The organism is Pseudonocardia benzenivorans CB1190 (genome assembly GCF_000196675.2).
GTDB classification, from domain to species: Bacteria; Actinomycetota; Actinomycetes; order Mycobacteriales; family Pseudonocardiaceae; genus Pseudonocardia; species Pseudonocardia benzenivorans.
Genome location: NC_015312.1, coordinates 3,521,015 through 3,537,329, shown reverse-complemented (window position 1 = coordinate 3,537,329; position 16,315 = coordinate 3,521,015). Strand labels below are relative to the sequence as shown.

General features: G+C 73.0%; 18 protein-coding genes. 12 read left to right on the top strand and 6 right to left on the bottom strand.

Translation table 11 applies throughout. The features are described from left to right. Positions 1–25 precede the first annotated feature (25 nt). Positions 26–436 (top strand): VOC family protein, encoded by a 411-nt coding sequence (locus PSED_RS16690; RefSeq protein WP_013675425.1) that lies wholly within the window; start codon positions 26–28, stop codon positions 434–436. 84 nt (positions 437–520) lie between these two features. Here the strand turns inward: PSED_RS16690 and PSED_RS35330 are convergent, their stop codons facing one another. Further along, a complete protein-coding gene (locus PSED_RS35330; RefSeq protein ID WP_013675424.1) occupies positions 521–1,234 on the bottom strand; it encodes a DUF6597 domain-containing transcriptional factor in 714 nt (237 codons plus the stop codon). Between the two features lie 14 nt (positions 1,235–1,248). Next, entirely contained in the window at positions 1,249–2,313 is a 1,065-nt protein-coding gene (locus tag PSED_RS16675; RefSeq protein WP_013673384.1) for an IS110 family RNA-guided transposase, read from the bottom strand. A 346-nt stretch (positions 2,314–2,659) separates the two neighbouring features. On the opposite strand from PSED_RS16675, the gene PSED_RS16670 reads away from it, so the two are divergent. Together PSED_RS16670 and PSED_RS16665 are read left to right on the top strand one after the other, a co-directional pair. Continuing rightward, positions 2,660–3,100, top strand: coding sequence for a MarR family winged helix-turn-helix transcriptional regulator (locus PSED_RS16670; protein WP_041759742.1), 441 nt, complete (start codon positions 2,660–2,662; stop codon positions 3,098–3,100). 85 nt (positions 3,101–3,185) lie between these two features. Beyond that, entirely contained in the window at positions 3,186–4,046 is an 861-nt protein-coding gene (locus PSED_RS16665; protein WP_013675422.1) for an SDR family oxidoreductase, read from the top strand. Positions 4,047–4,208: 162 nt separating this feature from the next. Here the strand turns inward: PSED_RS16665 and PSED_RS16660 are convergent, their stop codons facing one another. Then, on the bottom strand, positions 4,209–4,769 hold the full coding sequence (locus PSED_RS16660) for a YceI family protein (RefSeq protein ID WP_013675421.1): 561 nt from the start codon (positions 4,767–4,769) through the stop codon (positions 4,209–4,211). 89 nt (positions 4,770–4,858) lie between these two features. Here PSED_RS16660 and PSED_RS16655 point away from each other — a divergent pair, with 89 nt between their 5' ends. After that, positions 4,859–5,404, top strand: a complete 546-nt coding sequence (locus PSED_RS16655; protein ID WP_013675420.1) for a MarR family winged helix-turn-helix transcriptional regulator — start codon at positions 4,859–4,861, stop codon at positions 5,402–5,404. A 90-nt stretch (positions 5,405–5,494) separates the two neighbouring features. Further along, positions 5,495–6,904, top strand: coding sequence for a dihydrolipoyl dehydrogenase (gene lpdA / locus PSED_RS16650; protein ID WP_013675419.1), 1,410 nt, complete (start codon positions 5,495–5,497; stop codon positions 6,902–6,904). On the opposite strand, the gene PSED_RS16645 is transcribed toward lpdA, so the two are convergent. Beyond that, positions 6,894–7,460 carry an NUDIX domain-containing protein gene (locus tag PSED_RS16645; RefSeq protein ID WP_013675418.1) on the bottom strand — a complete coding sequence of 189 codons (567 nt, stop codon included), beginning with the start codon at positions 7,458–7,460 and terminating at the stop codon, positions 6,894–6,896. The genes lpdA and PSED_RS16645 overlap by 11 nt on opposite strands. A gap of 125 nt (positions 7,461–7,585) precedes the next feature. Here PSED_RS16645 and dop point away from each other — a divergent pair, with 125 nt between their 5' ends. The 5 genes from dop to PSED_RS16620 all read left to right on the top strand — a co-directional run bounded on the left by dop (position 7,586) and on the right by PSED_RS16620 (position 11,837). Then, positions 7,586–9,085, top strand: coding sequence for a depupylase/deamidase Dop (dop, locus tag PSED_RS16640; protein WP_013675417.1), 1,500 nt, complete (start codon positions 7,586–7,588; stop codon positions 9,083–9,085). 174 nt (positions 9,086–9,259) lie between these two features. Further along, a complete protein-coding gene (locus PSED_RS16635) occupies positions 9,260–9,457 on the top strand; it encodes a ubiquitin-like protein Pup (protein WP_013675416.1) in 198 nt (65 codons plus the stop codon). A 199-nt stretch (positions 9,458–9,656) separates the two neighbouring features. Further along, on the top strand, positions 9,657–10,520 hold the full coding sequence (prcB, locus tag PSED_RS16630; protein ID WP_013675415.1) for a proteasome subunit beta: 864 nt from the start codon (positions 9,657–9,659) through the stop codon (positions 10,518–10,520). A gap of 94 nt (positions 10,521–10,614) precedes the next feature. Continuing rightward, positions 10,615–11,418, top strand: coding sequence for a proteasome subunit alpha (prcA, locus tag PSED_RS16625; protein ID WP_013675414.1), 804 nt, complete (start codon positions 10,615–10,617; stop codon positions 11,416–11,418). Between the two features lie 50 nt (positions 11,419–11,468). Next, a complete protein-coding gene (locus PSED_RS16620; protein WP_013675413.1) occupies positions 11,469–11,837 on the top strand; it encodes a VOC family protein in 369 nt (122 codons plus the stop codon). 148 nt (positions 11,838–11,985) lie between these two features. On the opposite strand, the gene PSED_RS16615 is transcribed toward PSED_RS16620, so the two are convergent. Continuing rightward, positions 11,986–12,357 carry a VOC family protein gene (locus tag PSED_RS16615; RefSeq protein WP_013675412.1) on the bottom strand — a complete coding sequence of 124 codons (372 nt, stop codon included), beginning with the start codon at positions 12,355–12,357 and terminating at the stop codon, positions 11,986–11,988. Next, complete coding sequence (gene fdhD, locus PSED_RS16610) at positions 12,354–13,181, bottom strand: formate dehydrogenase accessory sulfurtransferase FdhD (RefSeq protein WP_013675411.1); 828 nt, start codon at positions 13,179–13,181, stop codon at positions 12,354–12,356. The genes PSED_RS16615 and fdhD overlap by 4 nt, the downstream gene beginning before the upstream one ends. A 240-nt stretch (positions 13,182–13,421) precedes the next feature. Between fdhD and mobA the strand changes: the two genes are divergently transcribed. Together mobA and PSED_RS16600 are read left to right on the top strand one after the other, a co-directional pair. After that, on the top strand, positions 13,422–14,318 hold the full coding sequence (mobA, locus tag PSED_RS16605) for a molybdenum cofactor guanylyltransferase (protein ID WP_013675410.1): 897 nt from the start codon (positions 13,422–13,424) through the stop codon (positions 14,316–14,318). Between the two features lie 56 nt (positions 14,319–14,374). Beyond that, complete coding sequence (locus PSED_RS16600; protein ID WP_013675409.1) at positions 14,375–16,306, top strand: formate dehydrogenase H subunit alpha, selenocysteine-containing; 1,932 nt, start codon at positions 14,375–14,377, stop codon at positions 16,304–16,306. The last annotated feature ends 9 nt before the right edge of the window (positions 16,307–16,315 follow it).

Below are 16,315 nucleotides of genomic sequence, written 5' to 3'. Positions count from 1 at the left end.
GCGGCCGGTCCTACCGTCGGCTCCCATGAGCATCTGCGCACGTCTGGACGTCGTCGGCATCGTCACCGCGGACATGGCCGCCGCGCTGGCCTTCTACCGGCTGCTCGGGGTCGCCGTCCCCGACGGCGCCGACGCCGAGCCGCACGTCGAGGTGGCCCTGCCCGGGGGCGTGCGGCTGGCGTTCGACTCCGAGGCGACGATCCGTTCGTTCCATCCCGACTGGGTTGCCCCCGCGTCGGGTGGTGGCCGGATCGGCCTGGCGTTCCTGCTCGACGACCCGGCCGCCGTCGACGCCGCCTACGCCGAGCTCACCGCAGCGGGGCACCGCGGGGAGCTGGCGCCGTTCGACGCGTTCTGGGGGCAGCGCTACGCCACCGTGCTCGACCCCGACGGCAACGGCGTCGACCTGTTCGCGCCGCTCCCGACGGTCGGCTGACCCCGGCGCCGGGAGTCCCGGCCCGGCAGCCGGGCCGTCCGCGGAGTCACCGGCGGAGTCACCGGCGCGGTGTGGGGTCCCCGGTCAGGGAGTCCGCCGCAACGCGCCGACGGTCGTGCCCGCGAGGTCGCGCACCTCGCGGTGCAGGTGCGGCTGGTCGGCGTAGCCCGCCGTGGCCGCCACGTCCGCGGGCGCCCGCCCCGCCGCCAGGAGGGCGACGGCGGCGCGGAAGCGCAGCACGCGGCGCAACGTCGCGGGCCCGTAGCCGAACGCGGCCCCGGCGCGGCGGTGCAGGGTGCGGACGGTCCACCCCAGGGCCTCGGCGGTGTCGGCGACCGAGCGGCCGGCGGCGATGTGCCGGGCGGCGACGCGGACGGCCGGGTCGGGGGCACCGCGGTCGGCCCGGAGATCGCGGGTGAGCCGGGCCAGCGCGCTCAGCGGGTCGGTCCCGGCCGCGACCCGCTCCGTCGTCCTGCGTGCCGCGAGCGGGTTGAGCTCGGTGAGCGGCACCCGCTGGTCGCGCAGCGCGGTGGCCGGTACGCCGAGCAGGGTGGGCGCGACCCCGGGGCGCAGGCGCAACCCTGCGGTGGCCGAGCCGGGGGAGCGGGTGACGGCGTGGGCGGCGGTGTCGGGCCCGGCGACGACGACGCACCCGTCGAGCCACACGAGGTCCATGCACCCGTCGGGCAGCACCGTGCCCGACGAGACCGCGGCGTCGGCGGGCACGTCGACCCGCCAGCCGCACTCGACCCCCGGACGCAGCGACGGCGGCGCCGGGACCTCGCGGTATCCGGTCACGTGTTGCTCCTATGTCAAGCGGCGACCGGTTGGGGACCGGTCGTTGTGCTTGTGGTGGTGTGCAGGAGGTTGAACACGACGCGGGCGAGGCGTCGTTTGAGGGCGCGCAGGGCTTCCATCTTCGTGTTCCCCATCTCGAGCCGTCGCTGGTAGTAGGTGCGGCCGGGAGTGTCGGGCAGGCGGGCCTGGGTGACCGCGATCCGGTGTAGCGCAGCGTTGAGCTGCCGGTTCCCGCCGCGGGCGAGGCGGTGACGGTTCGTGCGCCCCGACGATGCCGGTATCGGCGCCACGCCGGCGTGCATGGCGAAACAGGCCTCGGACCGAAACCGGGACATGTTCGCCACCTCACCAATGATTTTTGCCGCGGTCAGTCCGGCCACCCCGGGCACGGCCTGCAGCTGCGGCGCGACCTGCTCGACCAGCCGTGACAGCTCCCGCTCCAGCGCGTTGACCCGCACCGTGACCGCGCGGATGTCGGCCAGCAGCTCGGCGGCGATCCGCGCCACCATCTGCGACTGCGGCGCCGGAGGGTGCTGGCCCAGCCAGGCCAGCAACCGGTCCAGCACGCGCAGCCGGTCCAGGCCGCGGGAGGGAATGTCGAGGTCGGGGTCGAGCTCGTGCAGGTGCCAGCGCACCCGGTTCTGCATCCGGGTCCGCTCGGCGACGAGGTCCTCACGATGGTCGACCAGCAGCTTCAACTCCCGCGAGGTCCGGTCGTGCTCGGCGGCGGGCAGGTCGGGCTCGCGCAGCGCGGCGCGGGCGATGGCCAGCGCGTCGATCGGGTCGGACTTGCCCCGGGTGCGGGCAGCGGCCCGGGCTCCGGCCATCAGCTTGGGCGGGACCCGCACCACCCGCTCACCCGCGGACAGCAGCGCCCGTTCCAGCCGGGTCGAGACGTGGCGGCAGTCCTCGATCGCCCACATCCGCCCGCCCGGGTGGTGTGCCCGGGCCCAGCGCACCAAGGCGGCATGGCCGCGATCGCGGGCGGGTACGGTCTTCTGCCCGATCTCGCGGCCGATCTCGTCGACCGCGACCGTCGTGTGGGTGTCCTTGTGGACGTCGACTCCCAGCACCACCATGGGTGGCGTCACCTCTTCTCATCTCGGAGGGACGGCTGGGCCGGCCGGCGGACACGTCTCAGTGGGGGCGCGGCCACGCTCCTATCAAGTCACGCCGGTCGGCCCTGACCAGCGGTGATCGGCACAACGCATGCACTCCAACCCCACACAGGGGCGGCACCGACCGTAGGAGCCAGATCACCACCGGCCAGGATCCCAACCACCGCAACAGCGGCAATCCCACCCTGACACTGAGTCGACCGTAGCGGCAGGCACCGACACCGGCCGGCGCGTCGCGGGGGTGCGGAGCAGGGATCCGCGGCGACCGGACTTGACCCCCGCATGATGTATCTACAACACTGGAGCGGTGAGCAGCTCGTCGATCGAGGAGATCGTGCAGGACTGCCTGGCGGTCCGCGTCCGCCTGATCGGGCGGGCCGTGACGGCGCTCTACGACGGGGCGCTCGACGGCCACGGCGTGACCATCGCCCAGCTCAACCTCCTGGCCGCGCTCGGCCGGATCGGCCCCTGCCCGCCCGCGACGCTCGGCGCGACGCTGCAGCTGGAGCGGTCCACGGTCAGCAGGAACCTGGGACTGCTCATGCGGCACGGCTGGATCGAGGCCTGCTCGTCGGACGCGAAGGGCGTCCGTGAGGTCGCGATCACCCCGGCGGGCCGCGCCAAGATCGAGTCCGTGGTCCCCGCGTGGCGGCGCGCCCAGGAGCAGGCTGCGGAGCTGCTCGGGACGGCCGGCGTCCTGGCGATGCAGGAGATGGCGGCCGACCTGGGATACCCGCCGACCCGCTGACCCGCCGGGCGACAGCGGCGCACCGAGTCCTGCGCGCCGACCCGACGTCGCACGCACATGTTGTATATACACCAAGGAGGAGCTCATGATCACAACGTTCGCGGACAAAGTGGTTCTGGTGACGGGAGCATCGCGCGGGATCGGCCGGGCCGTCGCCCTCGCGTTCGCCCGGGAGGGCGCCACGCTCGTGCTCGCGGCCCGCTCGGCGGAAGGGCTCGCCCAGGTGGAGAGCGAGGTGCGCGCTCTCGGCGGCGAGGTGCTGTCGGTGCCGACCGACGTCACCGATCCCGCCGCGGCGGCAGCGCTGGTCGACTCCGCGCTGAGCCGCTTCGGCGGCGTCGACGTGCTGGTGAACAACGCCGGGATCGGGCGGGTCGGCGGCGTCGAGGACCCCGCCTTCGGCGACGACGTCCGACAGACGCTGCAGGCGAGCCTGTTCGGGACGATCGACCTCACGCGGTGCGTCCTGCCGAGCCTGCGGCGACGCGGGGGCACCGTGGTCACCATGTCGTCGGTGATGGGCCGCAAGGCTTTCGCGCGCTTCGGCTCGTACGCGATCGTGATGCACGCGGTCTCGGCGTACTCCGACAGCCTCCGCCAGGAGGTCGCCGGCGACGGCGTCCGGGTGTCGGTGATCCATCCGGCACTGACCGCCACGGACCTGCTGCGGGACGTTGCCGAGGCGGACCTGCCGGCCCCGTTCCGGCACATGACCCCGCTGCCGGCCGAGACCGTGGGGAACGCCGTGGTGGCGGCGGTGCGACACCGACGGCGACGGGTCGTGCTGCCACGGCGGGCGAACACGCTGCTGCTGGGCGAGGCGCTGTCGCCTCGGATCGGCGACGCGATCGCCAGGGCGCTCACGGTGCGGCCGGTCGCTGCTCTCCTCCGGATGAGCCGCGGAACGACCTACCACGAGACCGTGCTCGGGCAGCCGGCTCCGTAGCCGGGGATCCGGGGGCGAGACAGCGACGGCGGCGCCGGCCGCTCGCGGTCTCCGGTCAGGTCATGACCGTCGCCGCTGGCACCGACACCGCCGGAGCGCTGTGGGGAGGGACGTACGTGCCGGCGAACCGGCGCCGGGGCCGAGGCCCCGCGGGGAGCCCGATCAGGCGTTGCGGAGCACGGCCTCGATCTCGAGGCTGATCTGCACCTTCTCACCGACGACCACGCCGCCGCCGTCGAGCGGCATCGAGATGTCGACGCCGAAGTCGTTGCGGTTGATCGTGGTGGTGGCGGTGAAGCCGGCGCGGGTGCCGCCGTAGGCGTCCGGGCCGAAGCCGCCGACCTCGACGTCGAGGGTGACGGGCTTGGTGACGCCCTTGATGGTCAGGTCGCCGTCGACGAGCAGGCCCTCCCCGCCGGCACGCACCGCGGTGGAGCGGAAGGTCCACTGCGGGTGGGCGTCGGTCTCGAAGAAGTCGGCGGAGCGGATGTGCGCGTCGCGCTGCTCCTGGTTGGTGTCGATGGAGCTGGCGTCGATGGTGACGGAGACGCTGGAGGACTCGAGGGTCTCGCCCGTGGTGATCTCGCCGGTGAAGGCGCCGAAGCGGCCCTTGACCTTGCTGACCATCATGTGGCGGACGCTGAACGAGATGTCCGAGTGGGCGGTGTCGATGTCCCAGACACCCGCGATGTAACCGGGGATCTGAGTGGTGGCGGCGGTCATGTCGTCCTCCGTAAGATTGGTTGAGCGCTCATCTGTTGAGAGCTACGCTAGTACTCATCAGTTGATGGTTCAACCATAGAGGGAGTGACGTGGAGCACACACGCTGGCTCGACGACGACGAGCAACGGACCTGGCGTGCGTTCCTGTCCGCGACCCGCCTGGTGTTCGACCGCGTCGAGCGCCAGATGTCGCAGGACTCCGGGATGCCGCAGACCTACTACGAGCTGCTCGTCCGGCTGTCGGAGGCACCGGGCCGGACCCTGCGGATGAGCACGCTCGCCGACAACGCCCTGTCCTCGCGCAGCCGGCTCTCGCACGCGGTCGCCCGGCTGGAGGAGAACGGCTGGGTGCGCCGCTCGACCTGCGCGACCGACCGGCGCGGCGCCTTCGCCGAGCTCACCGACGAGGGCATGGCCGCGCTGGAGGCCGCGGCGCCCGGGCACGTCGAGACCGTCCGGGCCACCGTCTTCGACCCGCTCACCCGTGCCCAGCAGCACGCACTGCGGGAGGCGAGCGAGGCGCTGGTCGCGGCCCTGGCCCCGGGCCGGTGGCCGATGTCGGGCGACACGGGCGCGGTGCAGGCCCGGGCGCCGGAGCAGACCGCCCCGGAGCAGACCGCACCGGAGCAGGCGTGACGACCTCCGCTCCCGGCTACCGGGTGGTGTCGCGAGGGTCTCGCCGTCGCCCGGCGGTGTCCGCACCGGCCGCGTCATAGGGTGGACGTCATGGCAGACACCCATGTCGACGTCCTCGTCCTCGGCGCCGGTCCCGGCGGTTACGTCGCAGCGATCCGGGCCGCGCAGCTCGGCCGCAGCGTCGCCGTCGTGGAGGACCGCTACTGGGGCGGCGTCTGCCTGAACGTCGGCTGCATCCCGTCGAAGGCGTTGCTGCGCAACGCCGAGCTCGCCCACATCCTCACCCACGAGAAGAAGACGTTCGGCATCTCCGGGGACGTCTCGCTCGACTACGGCGTCGCGTTCGACCGCTCCCGCGTCGTGGCCGACGGCCGCGTCAAGGGCGTGCACTTCCTGATGAAGAAGAACAAGATCACCGAGATCGACGGGCGCGGCACGTTCGTCGACGGGCACACCGTCGAGGTCGCCCTCAACGACGGCGGGACGCAGACCGTCACCTTCGACGACGTCATCATCGCCGTCGGCACCGAGACCCGGCTGCTGCCCGGCACGTCGCTGTCGGACAAGGTCGTCACGTACGAGGAGCACATCGTCACGCGCGACCTGCCGCGCAGCGTGATCATCGCCGGGGCCGGCGCGATCGGGGTCGAGTTCGCCTACGTCATGGCCAACTACGGGGTCGACGTGACGATCGTCGAGTACCTCGACCGGCTGCTCCCGCTCGAGGACGCCGAGGTGTCCAAGGAGCTGGCCAAGCACTACCGCAAGCTCGGCGTCACCGTCCTGACCTCGACGAAGGTCGAGTCGATCGACGACTCCGGCGCGCAGGTGAGCGTCCGGGTCTCCGACGCGAAGGGCGAGCGCGAGCTCGTCGCCGACAAGGTCGTGCAGGCGATCGGGTTCAAGCCGCGCACCGAGGGCTACGGCCTGGAGAAGCTGGGCGTGCAGCTCACCGAGCGCGGTGCGATCGCCGTCGACGACTTCATGCGCACCAACGTCGAGCACGTCTACGCGATCGGCGACGTCACCGCGAAGCTGATGCTCGCGCACGTCGCGGAGGCCCAGGGCGTCGTCGCCGCCGAGACCATCGCGGGCGCCGAGACGATGGAGCTCGACTACGTGATGATGCCGCGGGCCACCTTCTGTCAGCCGCAGGTCGCGAGCTTCGGCTGGACCGAGGCGCAGGCCCGCGAGCTGGCCGACGAGAAGGGCTGGAAGGTCGTCGTCGCCAAGTTCCCGTTCACGGCGAACGGCAAGGCCCAGGGCCTGGGTGACGCGTCGGGCTTCGTCAAGCTGATCGCCGACGAGACCCACGGCGAGCTGCTCGGCGGGCACCTCATCGGCCCCGAGGTCACCGAGCTGCTCCCGGAGCTGACGCTGGCGCAGCGCTGGGACCTCACCTCGCACGAGCTCGCCCGCAACGTGCACGCCCACCCGACGCTGTCGGAGGCGCTGCAGGAAGCGATCCACGGCCTGGTCGGCCACATGATCAACTTCTGACCCACGGACCGGCTCGCCGGCCCAGCCACGTCTCGACGAGCACCCGGCTGTCGGGCGCGAACGGCCAGCCCGGATCGGCCAGCCGCGCCCGCAGCTCGGACAGGGGCATCCACCAGCCCGCGCTGACCTCCGACGGCTGGTGCACGACCGGGCCGTCCCAGCGCGCCTCGAACGCGAACAGGTGCGTCCGCAGCCCGTCGGGACCGCCCAGCCCCGGACCGGGTCCGGACTCCCAGGACGCCGACACCAACGGGGTCAGCGGCACGTCGCGGACACCGAGCTCCTCGCCGAGCTCGCGGACGGCCGTGGCCTCCGGCGTCTCGCCCGGACCGACGACGCCACCGGCGATGCAGTCGTGCATCCCCGGCATGACGAGCTTGGCCTCGGACCGGCGGTGGACGTAGACCCGGGCGCCGTCCCCGCTGCGCAGCACGACCCCGGCACTGGCGTGCCACAGCGACCTCGCGTAGACCTCACCGCGGACGGCGACCCCGACCTGGTGCCCGGCGGCGTCGTAGAGCGCGATGAGCTCGGCGGCGGGGTCGTCGGCAGGCACGTCGCCGAGTCTCGCAGGGCCGCGTGTGCCGCTCACCGCCCCCGGCACCCCGCGCACGCGGGATAGGCTCGTCACATGCACTCTCGTGTCGTCGCCGGGGCCGGTTCGTGACAGCCCGCCGCATCATGGGCACGGAGGTCGAGTACGGGATCTCCGTCCCGGGTGACCCGACCGCCAACCCCGTCATCACGTCCACGCAGGTCGTCCTCGCCTACGCCGCCGCACAGGACATCCCCCGCTCGCGCCGCGCCCGCTGGGACTACGAGGTCGAGTCGCCGCTGCGCGACGCGCGCGGGTTCGACCTGTCGGCGCCCACGCTGGCCCCGCAGAACGACTCCGAGCTCGACGACCTCGGCGCCGCCAACGTCATCCTCACCAACGGCGCCCGGCTCTACGTCGACCACGCGCACCCCGAGTTCTCCACGCCCGAGGTCACCACCCCGCGCGACGTCGTGGTGTGGGACAAGGCGGGGGAGCGGGTCATGGAGGAGGCGGCGATGCGCGCGGCCACCGTGCCCGGCGCCCCGCGGATCCAGCTGTACAAGAACAACATCGACGGCAAGGGCGCCAGCTACGGCACCCACGAGAACTACCTGATGTCGCGGCAGACGACGTTCCCGTCGATCGTGTCCGGCCTCACGCCGTTCTTCGTCTCGCGCCAGGTCGTGTGCGGGTCGGGCCGGGTGGGCATCGGCCCGTCGAGCGACGAGGTGGGCTACCAGCTCTCGCAGCGCGCCGACTACATCGAGGTCGAGGTCGGGCTGGAGACGACGCTCAAGCGCGGCATCATCAACACCCGCGACGAGCCGCACGCCGACGCCGACAAGTACCGCAGGCTGCACGTCATCATCGGCGACGCCAACATGAGCGAGTACTCCACGCTGCTCAAGGTCGGCACGACCGCGATCGTCCTCGACATGATCGAGAAGGGCGTGCGGTTCGACGACATGCGGCTCGCCGAGCCCGTCAAGGCGGTGCACCGGATCAGCCACGACCCGTCGCTGACCACCACCGTCGACCTGCTCGACGGCCGGAAGATGACCGGCCTGGACATCCAGCGCGTCTACTTCGACAAGGCCCGCGAGCACGTCGAGGCCCAGCAGGGCACCGACGTCGACCCGCACACCGCCGAGGTGCTGCAGCTGTGGGGCGTGGTCCTCGACGACCTGGCCCGCGACCCGATGAGCACAGCCGACCGGCTCGACTGGACGGCCAAGCTGCGGCTGCTGGAGGGCTACCGCGAGCGCGACGGCCTGGGCTGGAACGCCGGCCGGCTCGCGCTGGTCGACCTGCAGTACTCCGACGTGCGGATGGGCAAGGGCCTCTACAACCGGCTCGCCGCCCGCGGCTCGATCAAGCGGCTGGTCACCGAGGAGGAGATCACCGCGGCGATGCAGGCCCCGCCGGAGGACACCCGCGCCTACTTCCGGGGCCGCTGCCTCGAGCGCTACCCGGCCGAGGTGGCCGCGGCGTCGTGGGACTCGGTCATCTTCGACCTCGGCCGCGAGTCACTGGTCCGCATCCCGACGCTCGAGCCGCTGCGCGGCACCCGCCGGCACGTCGGCGAGCTGATCGACGGCTCGCGGACCGCCGAGGAGCTCGTCGAGGCCCTGACCCGCGGCTGACCGGGCGCCGGCAGGCCCGTCCCCCGACCCACCCGGAGGGTGGGACGCGCCGACCCGGCGCGGCCCGATCACGGGCGTGTCGGCGATCCGGTCGGTACTGTTGACGTACCGGACCCCGGTCCGGCGCAGCAGTTGGCGGCGTCCCCGGGACCCAGGCGCAAGGAGGAGACGGCCATGTCGCAGGAGCAGACCAAGCGTCAGGGCGGTGGCGGCGGAGACGACGAGGACGGCGCCGGCGCCGAAGCGGCGGGCCAGGAACGTCGCGAGAAGCTCGGCGAGGACGTCGACACCATCCTCGACGAGATCGACGACGTCCTGGAGGAGAACGCGGAGGAGTTCGTCCGCGCCTACGTCCAGAAGGGCGGCCAGTAGCCGCTCTCGTGGCCCCGGCCGGTGCGCGCCGGCCAGGCCGCGCGCAGTACCGTGCCGCCCGGTGGGCCGGTCAGTACAGGCCGGTTCGCCGGGCGGTGTGACGCCGCCACCGGGGCACACCCGCGGGGGACGTCACGATCAGGGACCGGGAGCCCGACGAGGGTTGCCGGCCGCACGAGGGAGAGGTACGCACCCGACCATGGACCACCGGTCGCCGTTCGACGCACGACACCCCGGCCTGCTCGACCCGTTCACCGCCCCGGCGACCGCGTCGTTCACCGACTACGTCGCCGCCACCGCGCCCCACCTGCTGCCCGGCCGGTCGACGCACGCGCAGGCGGCGGCGCACGGCGCCGCGGGCCTGGACGTCCCGCACGGCACCACGATCGTCGCACTCGTCTGCGCCGACGGCGTCGTCATCGCGGGCGACCGGCGCGCGACCGCGGGCAACGTCATCGCCCAGCGCGACATCGAGAAGGTCTTCGTCACCGACTCCTACTCGGCGGTCGGCATCGCCGGGTCGGCCGGTATCGCGCTGGAGATGGTGCGGCTGTTCACCGTCGACCTCGAGCACTACGAGAAGATCGAGGGCGTGCCGCTCTCGCTCGACGGCAAGGCCAACAAGCTCGCCGGGATGGTCCGGCAGAACCTCGGCGCCGCGATGCAGGGCTTCGTCGTCGTGCCGCTGTTCGTCGGCTACGACACCGACGCCCCGGACGCGTCGAAGGCCGGCCGCATCGTCACCTACGACCCCACCGGCGGCCGCTACGACGAGTGGCTCGGCTACTACTCGGTCGGCTCCGGGTCGGTCTTCGCGAAGTCGGCGCTGAAGAAGTTGCACGACCCCGCGAACGACCTGGCGACGACGATCCGCACGGCCGTCGAGGCGCTCTACGACGCCGCCGACGACGACACCGCCACCGGCGGCCCGGACATGGTGCGCCGCATCTACCCGATCGTCGTGAGCATCACCGCCGAGGGCGCCCAACGGCGTTCCGAGGAGGAGATCGCCGGCGTCGTCGACCAGGTGATCGCGGGCCGCACGGAGAAGCCGGGCGGCTGACCGTGGCCCCCGCTTCGACGCCCCCAGCCTCGACGCTCGCAGCCCTGTCTCCCGCCGGGGCCGCGCACGACCTCACGACCCTGGAGCGCTCCCCGTGACGATGCCGTTCTACTCCTCCGTCGACCAACTCCTGCGCGACCGCTCGGAGCTGGCGCGCAAGGGGATCGCCCGCGGGCGCAGCGTCGTCGTGCTGACCTACGCCGGCGGCGTGCTGTTCGTCGCGGAGAACCACTCGACCGCGCTGCACAAGGTCTCCGAGATCTACGACCGCATCGGCTTCGCCGCCGTCGGCCGCTACAACGAGTTCGAGAACCTGCGCACCGGCGGCATCCGCGCCGCCGACGTCCGCGGCTACTCCTACGACCGCCGCGACGTCACCGGCCGCTGGCTGGCCAACGTCTACGCGCAGACCCTCGGCACGATCTTCATCGAGCAGCAGAAGCCGTTCGAGGTCGAGCTGTGCGTCGCCGAGGTCGGTGAGGACACGGGGTCCGACCAGCTCTACCGCATCACCTACGACGGGTCGATCACCGACGAGCCGCGGTTCGTCGTGATGGGCGGTCAGACGGAGCCGATCAGCGCCAAGCTCGGCGAGACGTTCGAGCCGGGCCAGGAACTGGCCGACGCGATCGCCGTCGCCGTCGGCGGGTTGCAGGCCGTGGCCGCGCCGGGCAACGGCGCGGCCGCCGAGGAGCGCGTGCTCGGGGTCGGTGCGCTGGAGGTCGCCGTCCTCGACCGCGGCCGGCCGCGGCGTTCCTTCCGCCGGATCACCGGCAACGCGCTGCGCGAGCTGCTGCCCGCCGCCAATCGCGGGACCCAGGACGACGCGCCCGAGGTCGGCGGCGACGACGCCCCGGCCGCGTCCGGCGCCGAGCCCGACACGACCCCGGAGTCGTGACGTGCCCGCTCCCTTGACCTGAACCCGGGTCGAGGGAGCACGGTGGGGGCATGGCCGTCGAGCTGAACCACACGATCGTCCATGCGGGGGACCAGGACGCCGAGGCGGCGTTCGTCGCCGACGTGCTCGGGTTGCCCGCGCCGACCCGGTACGGGCCGTTCACCGTCGTCGCCGTCGCCAACGGTGTCAGCCTGGACTTCATGACCTCCGGCGAGACCACGGCACAGCACTACGCGTTCCTGATCAGCGAGCGCGAGTTCGACGAGGTCGCCGCCCGGCTCGCCGCGGGCGGCGTCGCCACCTGGGCCGATCCGTGGCATCGCAGGCCCGGGCACAACACCGACCACGGCGGGCGCGGCATGTACTTCGACTCGCCGAGCGGGCACGTCCTCGAGGTCCTGACGGCGCCGTATGCCTGATCGCCCGTGAGCGGCGGGCACCGCGCCGCCGCTGGGGCCGCCGCTGGGCTCGCCGACCGTCAGGAAGGGCACTTTCCCGCAACTGGGTTGCGGGAAAGTGCCGTTCCTGCACGATCCGGGCCCACGAAGGATCCGGGCCCGCGCAGGGTCAGGAGTAGGTGCGCAGCTCCACGCCGTTGCCATCGGGGTCGCGCAGGTAGATGCCCCGGCCCTGGCCGCGGGCACCGAACAGCGACCGCGGACCCTCGACGCCGTGCGCGGTCGCCAGCTCCGCGAGGTCGGCGCCCTCGACGACGAGCGCCATGTGGCCCATGTTCTCCCCGTCGCGCTCGCCGCGCTGCACGTCGACGATCGTGTCCGCGCTGACCCGCAGCGACGCGAACGGCACCTCGCCGCGCCGCCACTGCTCCAGCCGCAGGACCTCCAGCCCGAGCACGTCGCGGTACCAGGCGAGGAGCCGCTCGGGGTCGGGGGAGACGAGCACGACGTGGTCGAGGGCGGTGACGCGCACGCCGTTCACAGCACGATCCGCTCGTCCCCGGCGTAGACGTTGCACGTCTCGCCGCGCAGGAACCCGACGAGCGTCATGCCCGTCTCAAGGGCCAGCTCGACGGCCAGCGACGACGGCGCCGACACCGCCGTCATCATCGGCACCCCGGCCATCACCGCCTTCTGCACCAGCTCGAACGACGCCCGTCCCGACACCATCAGCACCGTCCCCGTCGCGGGGATGCGGCCGTCGAGCAGCGCACGCCCCAGCACCTTGTCGACGGCGTTGTGCCTACCGACGTCCTCCCGGGCCACGAGCAGCTCGCCGTCGGCGGTGAACAGGCCCGCGGCGTGCAGCCCACCGGTCGAGGAGAACACCTTCTGCGCCTCGCGCAGCGCGTCGGGCAGCGTGACGATCGTGCGGTAGTCGACGCGCACCGGGTCGGCGGCGGGGGGGAAGCGGGACTTCAGCTTCACCGCGTCGAGGGAGGCCTTCCCGCACACCCCGCACGACGACGTCGTGTAGAAGTTGCGCTCCAACGAGGTGTCCGGCGGTTCCACACCCGGCGCCAGCGCGACGTCGAGGACGTTGTAGGTGTTGCGGCCCTGGTCGTCGACCGAGTCGCAGTACCGCGCGGCCAGCAGGTCCTGCGGCGAACCGATCACGCCCTCGGTGAGCAGGAAGCCGTGCGCGAGCTCGACGTCGTGTCCCGGGGTGCGCATGGTGACCGACAACGGACTGCCGTCGACGCGGATCTCCAGCGGCTCCTCGGCGGCCAGCGCGTCCGGCCGGCGACGCTGCTGCCCGTCGGGCCCGATCCGCAGCACCGGTCGTCGCACCGTGACCCGACCCATGTCCACTCCCGTCCGGTGGACCTGCGCGGACCACCCACTGCCCAGCGTAGGAGCCCGCGGCCCGCCGTGTCGCGCCGGTGATCGACCGGAGCTCGCCCGGACGTCGCACGGAGACTCCGGCCGGCGGCGCGCGAGCCCGGCGCGCACGGCCACCGTCCCGGGTCACCGCGCCGCACACCCGCGAACGAGGACGGCGACACCGACTCCGGCGGCGCCGCCGCCTCGCTAGCATCGCCGCCCATGGGCATCGGCGGACCGGGGACCGCGCGGACCGCACGGACGGCGGGGATCGTGCTCGCGGGCGGACGGTCGTCGCGGATGGGGACGGCGAAGGCCGAGCTGGACTGGCACGGTGTCCCGCTGGTGGCCCGGGTCGCCGCGCTGGTGGCCCGGGGGGTCGGCGGGCCCGTCGTCGTGGTCCGCGCGCCGGCGCAGCCGCTGCCGCCGCTGCCCAGGCGGGTCGAGGTCGTCGAGGACCCCGTCGAGGGCCGCGGTCCGCTGCAGGGCATCGCCGTCGGGCTGGCGGCGCTCGCCGACCGCGCCGACGCCGCGTTCGTCACCGCCACCGACCTGCCGCTGCTGCACCCCGCCTACGTCCGCCGCGTGCTCGCGCTGCTCGGCGGGCCGGACGCGCCCGACGTCGTCGTCCCGCAGGTGCACGGCTTCCCCCAACCGCTCGCCGCCGCCTATCGCACCACGCTGTCGGCACTGGTCACGAGCCTGGTCGCCGACGGGGTGCTGCGCCCGCCCGACCTGTTCGAGCGTTGCCGCGTGCTCAGGCCCGACGAACCCGCGCTGCTCGCCGATCCGGTGCTCGCCCGGCTCGATCCCGATCTGGACTCGCTGCTCAACGTCAACACTCCGCAGGACTGGGCGGCGGCACTCGCCCGGCAGGCGCCGCGGGTCCCGGTCGCCGAGAGCGCAGCGGTACGCGCCCACACGCTGGGCGAGGCACGAGCCGCCCTGGCCGTCCGGGTGGGTACCGATGCGGCGGTCGTGCTCGCGGACGCGTGCCGGGCGAGCACCGCCGCCGACGACCCCGACACCCCGCTGGTCACCGGTGACGTCCTGGGCGTGCGGGCCGGACCCGGCCCGGCCCGCGTCGTCGCCGAGGACAAATCCGGCCGACCCGACTGACGACCGTCCGCTGCGGGCATATCGTTGAGGGGCCACCGTCGACCCGTGGAGGAACGATGCCTCGCCGTCCCCGTCACGTGCGGATCACCGAGCCCCTGGTGCGTGAGAACGGCGTACTGCGGCCGGCGACATGGGACGAAGCCCTCGACCGTGCCGCCGCCGGGTTCCGCGGCCGCACGCCCGACGAGTTCGGGATGTTCAGCTGCTCGAAGGCCACGAACGAGATGAACTACGCGGCCCAGAAGTTCGCCCGCGTGGTGATGGGCAGCAACAACGTCGACTCCTGCAACAGGACTTGACACGCTCCCAGCGTCGTCGGTCTGACGGCAGTCTTCGGTGCCGGCGGCGGCACCTCCGCCTACGTCGAGGCGGAACACGCCGACCTCCTCGTCCTGTGGGGCTCCAACGCGCGTGAGACCCACCCGATCTTCTTCCACCACGTCCTGCAGGGGCTGCGCAACGGCACCCGCCTGTACTCGGTCGACCCGCGGCGCACCTCCACCGCCCGCTGGGCCGACGGGTGGCTCGGGCTCGACGTCGGCACGGACATCGCGCTGGCCAACGCCATCGGCCGCGAGATCATCCACGCCGACCTGGTCAACCACGCGTTCATCGAGCGCGCGACCACGGGTTTCGACGACTACGCACGCACCGTCGAGCCGTACACGCTGGAGCGGGCCGAGCAGATCACCGGGGTCGACGCGGGGCTGATCCGCGAGCTCGCCCACGCCTACGCCCGCGCCGACCGCGCCCAGATCTGCTGGACGCTGGGCATCACCGAGCACCACAACGCCGCCGACTACGTGTTCGCGCTGATCAACCTCGCCCTCCTGACGGGCCACGTCGGCCGCTACGGCTCGGGGCTGGTACCGCTGCGCGGGCAGAACAACGTCCAGGGCGGCGGGGACATGGGCGCGATCCCGGCGAAGCTGCCCGGTGGCTACGACCTGGGCGACGAGACGGCCCGGGCCCGCTTCGAGGCCGCGTGGGGAGTGCCGGTCTCGCCGAGGCCCGGCATGCACCTGTCGCAGATGTTCGAGGCGATGGAGGCCGGCACCCTCAGGACGCTGTACTGCATCGGCGAGAACCCGGCCGAGTCCGAGGCCAACGCCGCGCACGCCCGGCACCTGCTCGAGTCGCTCGACCACCTGGTGGTGCAGGACATCTTCCGGACGGCGACGGCGGAGCTGGCCGACGTGGTGCTGCCCGCGGCGGCGGACTGGTGCGAGTACGAGGGCACCGTCACCAACAGCGAGCGGCGGGTGCAACGGGTCCGCAAGGCGATCGACCCGCCCGGCCAGGCCCGCCCCGACACCCACATCATCTGCGCGATCGCCGACCGCCTCGGCCACGACTGGGGCGAGCCGACGGCCGAGCAGGTGTGGGACGAGCTGCGGTCGCTGTCGCTGGACTGGCACCACGGCATGAGCTACGCCCGGCTGGACGAGCACGGCGGGCTGCAGTGGCCGTGCCCGACCCTCGACCACCCCGGCACGCCGCTGATGCACGCCCGGCTGTGGTCGGACGACCCGGCCGAGCTGGGCAGGCCCGCTCCGTTCACCGCGGTCGAGCACGTGCCACCCGTGGACGCGCTCGACGAGGACTTCCCGATCCGGCTCACGACGGTCCGGTTGCTCGACGCCTACAACTCCGGGGTGCAGAGCGGCGGGTACTCCTCGCCGATGCGCCGCCGGGAGTCGCTGCGGATCGACCGGGAGGACGCCGCGCGCCTCGGCATCGCCGACGGCGAGCGGGTGCGCGTCGTGTCGCGACGCGGCGCGGTCGAGGCGCCGGTGGCGCTGGACCCGTCGCTGCGGCCCGGGCTGGCGTCGTTCACCCCGCACTTCTCCGAGGAGGTCGACACCAACGTGCTGACCAACGACGCCTGGGACCCCAAGTCCGGGACCTCGGAGTTCAAGGCGACCGCGATCCGGATCGAGAAGCTTGCGGACTCCGGGGAGCCGCGGCTGCCCGCCGCCGGCAGCTGAGTAAGGAGG

Coding starts and splice junctions, on each gene's coding strand:
- lpdA (WP_013675419.1), top strand. CDS start 5,495: ATGGCAGACACCCATGTCGACGTCCTCGTCCTCGGCGCCGGTCCCGGC.
- PSED_RS16665 (WP_013675422.1), top strand. CDS start 3,186: ATGATCACAACGTTCGCGGACAAAGTGGTTCTGGTGACGGGAGCATCG.
- dop (WP_013675417.1), top strand. CDS start 7,586: ATGGGCACGGAGGTCGAGTACGGGATCTCCGTCCCGGGTGACCCGACC.
- fdhD (WP_013675411.1), bottom strand. CDS start 13,181: ATGGGTCGGGTCACGGTGCGACGACCGGTGCTGCGGATCGGGCCCGAC.
- PSED_RS16690 (WP_013675425.1), top strand. CDS start 26: ATGAGCATCTGCGCACGTCTGGACGTCGTCGGCATCGTCACCGCGGAC.
- PSED_RS16635 (WP_013675416.1), top strand. CDS start 9,260: ATGTCGCAGGAGCAGACCAAGCGTCAGGGCGGTGGCGGCGGAGACGAC.
- PSED_RS16660 (WP_013675421.1), bottom strand. CDS start 4,769: ATGACCGCCGCCACCACTCAGATCCCCGGTTACATCGCGGGTGTCTGG.
- prcB (WP_013675415.1), top strand. CDS start 9,657: ATGGACCACCGGTCGCCGTTCGACGCACGACACCCCGGCCTGCTCGAC.
- mobA (WP_013675410.1), top strand. CDS start 13,422: ATGGGCATCGGCGGACCGGGGACCGCGCGGACCGCACGGACGGCGGGG.
- PSED_RS16675 (WP_013673384.1), bottom strand. CDS start 2,313: ATGGTGGTGCTGGGAGTCGACGTCCACAAGGACACCCACACGACGGTC.
- PSED_RS16620 (WP_013675413.1), top strand. CDS start 11,469: ATGGCCGTCGAGCTGAACCACACGATCGTCCATGCGGGGGACCAGGAC.